This is a genomic window from Streptomyces sp. NPDC059003, from assembly GCF_042740445.1.
Classification (GTDB): Bacteria; Actinomycetota; Actinomycetes; order Streptomycetales; family Streptomycetaceae; genus Streptomyces.
In genome coordinates, this window is record NZ_JBHYJH010000382.1 from 1 (window position 1) to 3,292 (window position 3,292).

The following is a 3,292-nucleotide window of genomic DNA, read 5'->3' on the forward strand; positions in this document are numbered from 1 at the left end:
CAACGACCTCCTGAAGACCCCCGACTGATCACAACCTCACACAGTCCCTAGTCGGCTGAGCAGGTCCCCTCCGCCGGTGGACTGCTCGGTGGCGATGCCAGTGTCTGTTCCTGGTCCTTGCAGGTCGAGTCGAAGGGGCTTCCAGGCGGCCGCACCACGGACTTGGTCCAGCTCATTCCGTGGGTGCTGCGGGAGAAGCTGTCCGGGGATGTGGTCTATGAGGACACCGCCCGGCGGGAGGAGCAGGTCACCCGTGGGTGCGGCCTGGAGCCGGGCGATGTGGTCAGCATCCGCTTCCGGAGCCTGAATCCGGCCACTGCCGACGGGCAGCCGCTGCCGGGTGGCGGTGAGCGCGAGATCGAGCGGCTCCTCGACCTGCAGGTGATGCTCGCGGCCTACACCGCGGTGCCGCACTTCGTGCCCGCCGCCGAGGCCTTCGACGCCGCCACCGGCCTGCCGCCCGAACCCGGGGCGCAGCTGCGGCTGACAGCCGAGGCCGTCATGCTCTTCCACGACGGGATCTCGCTTCCGGCCGTCATCGCCGACGACAAGGCCCTGCACACCCACGCCACCGCCCACTTCGACGCCGCCCACGACACGCTCTTCGACGGCAGCCCGCTCGTGATGGGCGGGGTCGTGCTGGCCCACCCCGACGACGGCACCGAGCAGGCGTTGCTGTTCAACCCGCTCGTCGGCTGGCTGATCATCGCCGACCGCATGCACGACGGCCGGTACGCGTGGGCGATGCACCCGGTCCGCCGACTCGATGCCAACCTCGGCCCGGCTGCCCGTGTGCTGCGCAACTACGCCGCCCTGAACGCGCTGGAGGGCTGGGACACACCTCCACGCATCCCCGGCCAGGCGACGAAACCCTCGGGGCTTGCTTGAGCCGTGTGCATCGTGAGGCGCACGCACGGTTCTGAGGGGGCCGGGGCCCAGCAATGGGCTCCGGCTACCCGACTGGCACACCTAGGAGGCCAGATAGGCGGGCTGACATGCCGGTGCCTGATTCGCCGTTCCGCTCAGCACGATCGTGATCCGGGTTAGCCCTCGGATCTGGAGCCCGCGGGGTGTCTCACCCACGAGGCGGCACTGGGTGAGGCCGATGTCAGGGTCGGGGTGCCGAAGAGGCCGTGGTGCGGCGTCGTCCTGCACCAGGTCGGGGCCGCCTGCGAGGGCCCATTGCGGCATGTCTTCGGTGTAGGCCCGGCTCAGCTCCGGGTTGCGCAGGAGTTCCTGCAGGAGCGCTCTGAGGGCGGGATCGTGCATGTGCGTGTCCAGGCTGAGTGCAAGCTGCGCCATCATCGCCAGCTGCCAGTGCGCGAAGCCGGGAAGGATGAGCCGGGCATCGGGGTGCAGGAGTCCGAAGCGCAGGAAGTTCTGCGCGGGCATGGCGTACGGGTGATTGCGTGCTTGGCGGAAGATTCCCCGGTATGCCCGGTTGGCTAGGACCACGTCCCATCGGTGGTTGATGAGGAAGGTGGGGTAGGCCTGGGCGTCCATCATGGCGGCGTAGTCCGTCAGGAACGCGGTCGTCACGGAGTCCCTGGGGAGGGTGGCCGGGCCGAGTTCCGGCATGTCCGGGTGCGGTGGTCGACCGATGGCCAGTAAGAAGAGCCACTTGATCTGGAGCGCGGTCATCTCCAGGGCGCGCGCGAGACGGTGGAGTTTGTCGTCGTCCCAGGTGACCTGGTTGCGTTCCCAGTTGCCGTATGCCCGGCAGCTCAGGTACAGCCGCGCGGCGAGATCCCGCTGCGTGAGGTTGAGTTGCTTTCGCCGTCCGCGGATGAGTGATTGCAGCCTGGAGGCACACGCTGACGTCGTCACCCACGGCTGTGATCTCTCGTTGCAGTGGCCCGCCTGCCTCGTGACTGCCACATCGGTTTGGGGCCACTGGTGCGGAGCCGTCTGCATGTAATCCCCCGTCAAATCGGGCTAGTTCGGTTTTGTGCCCATGCCGGGCGGAGCTGTCGAGGCGCGTCCGCCGATGGTCACTCAGGTCAGACCGCGGGAGCCCTCCTCGGCACCCTCATGGGTTCTCGTGAGGTCACCTGATGTGATTAGGGTTTCCTGTCGCGCTCATTGCGTTGGCTGGTGCCGACTCCTCCTCAGGTGCAATGCGCCGCTGCTCGCGTGCGGCCTCCGAGGCAGCTTGAGACGTACAAATCCTCGGGCACGCCGAAGGAAGTGTCAACAATTGGAGACACTTTGGTTCGGTGCACGTGCGCACTCAACGTGAGTGCCGATCCTCCTCACGGGCGCTGCGTCGCCTTGCGTCCTGGGTGCTACAGCACCGATCGTTCCTGTCAACGCGCTCCGATACCGGTCCCGTGCCCGGCGACGGCAGCAACGGGTACGGTGGCGTGGAGGGGAATGGTTGCCGCGCAGCGCGGCCATCCACCAGCGAATCAACGCGCACGCCTCTTCGGCAGGAACACGTGTGGGGGAAGCCGAGACAGCACTGCGTGGGGTCGGCGCCAGCATGGAGGGACGGTTGCTGCGCCCTGCCAGGACTGCAGTTCGCCTGGACACACTCCGTGAGGGACTACGCCCCCCGGCGGCGGGGATGCTCGCTCGCCTCTTCCCAGCTCCCAAGGTGCAGCACGAGGTTGCGTGGTTCCGACCTGGTGGGTGGCGGCGGCAACCGCTCGTGGGCCCAAACCGCATCCCCCCGGCATACCGGGGATCTTGCAGGCCAGTGGCTGGCCGTTGTTGGATGTTGCGCCCGGGGCGGCGCCCGTCGTCGGGTTCCCGCAGCGTGGTTCCTTGGGCGGGGCCCATTCCGCACCGCGGGAAAGGCTGCGTCGACCGTGTTCCCGCAGTTGTCCTTCGCGCGCCTGCTGAGCTGTGCTGTCCCGACGACCACTGTGAGCAGCCGCGTTGAAAGTGCAGGTCCGGGTAGGGCAGTTGGCAGGCACGAACCGGTACGGTGACTGGATGGAAGATGCACCGGAAGTCTATTCAACCGCTCAGGCTGGGGCTCTCCTCCGGGGCCTCGTCCGCGTGTGCGCTGAGCGGGGCGAGCAAGCACCGGATTCCCACATCGGGGACGGCGGTGTGGCTGCAGCTGTTCTCGTTCCCATCGAGAGGTACGACCGCCTCCTTGCGGACCTCGATACCGCTGTCCTGGCCCTGCGGGCGAGCGAGCGGGTGGGCGATGCTCCGGGCCCGGGCGAGGGACTGTCGAATGAGGCGCTGGCAGCGGTGGTTTTCCCGGAGGGCAGACAGACGCGGTCTTAGTACTGCAACGGTCTTTGTCGTGACGGTTTGTCGGCCTCGGGCGGGGTGTGGC

Annotated in this window: 2 protein-coding genes; one reads left to right on the forward strand and one right to left on the reverse strand. The window is 67.7% G+C overall.

What is annotated here, in order from left to right; translation table 11 throughout:
- Positions 1 to 162 precede the first annotated feature (162 nt).
- Positions 163 to 888 (forward strand): hypothetical protein, encoded by a 726-nt coding sequence (locus tag ACFWZ5_RS45755; RefSeq protein ID WP_384893138.1) that lies wholly within the window; start codon positions 163 to 165, stop codon positions 886 to 888.
- An 81-nt stretch (positions 889 to 969) separates the two neighbouring features.
- Here the strand turns inward: ACFWZ5_RS45755 and ACFWZ5_RS45760 are convergent, their stop codons facing one another.
- Positions 970 to 1,914, reverse strand: a complete 945-nt coding sequence (locus ACFWZ5_RS45760; protein WP_384893141.1) for a helix-turn-helix domain-containing protein — start codon at positions 1,912 to 1,914, stop codon at positions 970 to 972.
- Positions 1,915 to 3,292 lie beyond the last annotated feature (1,378 nt).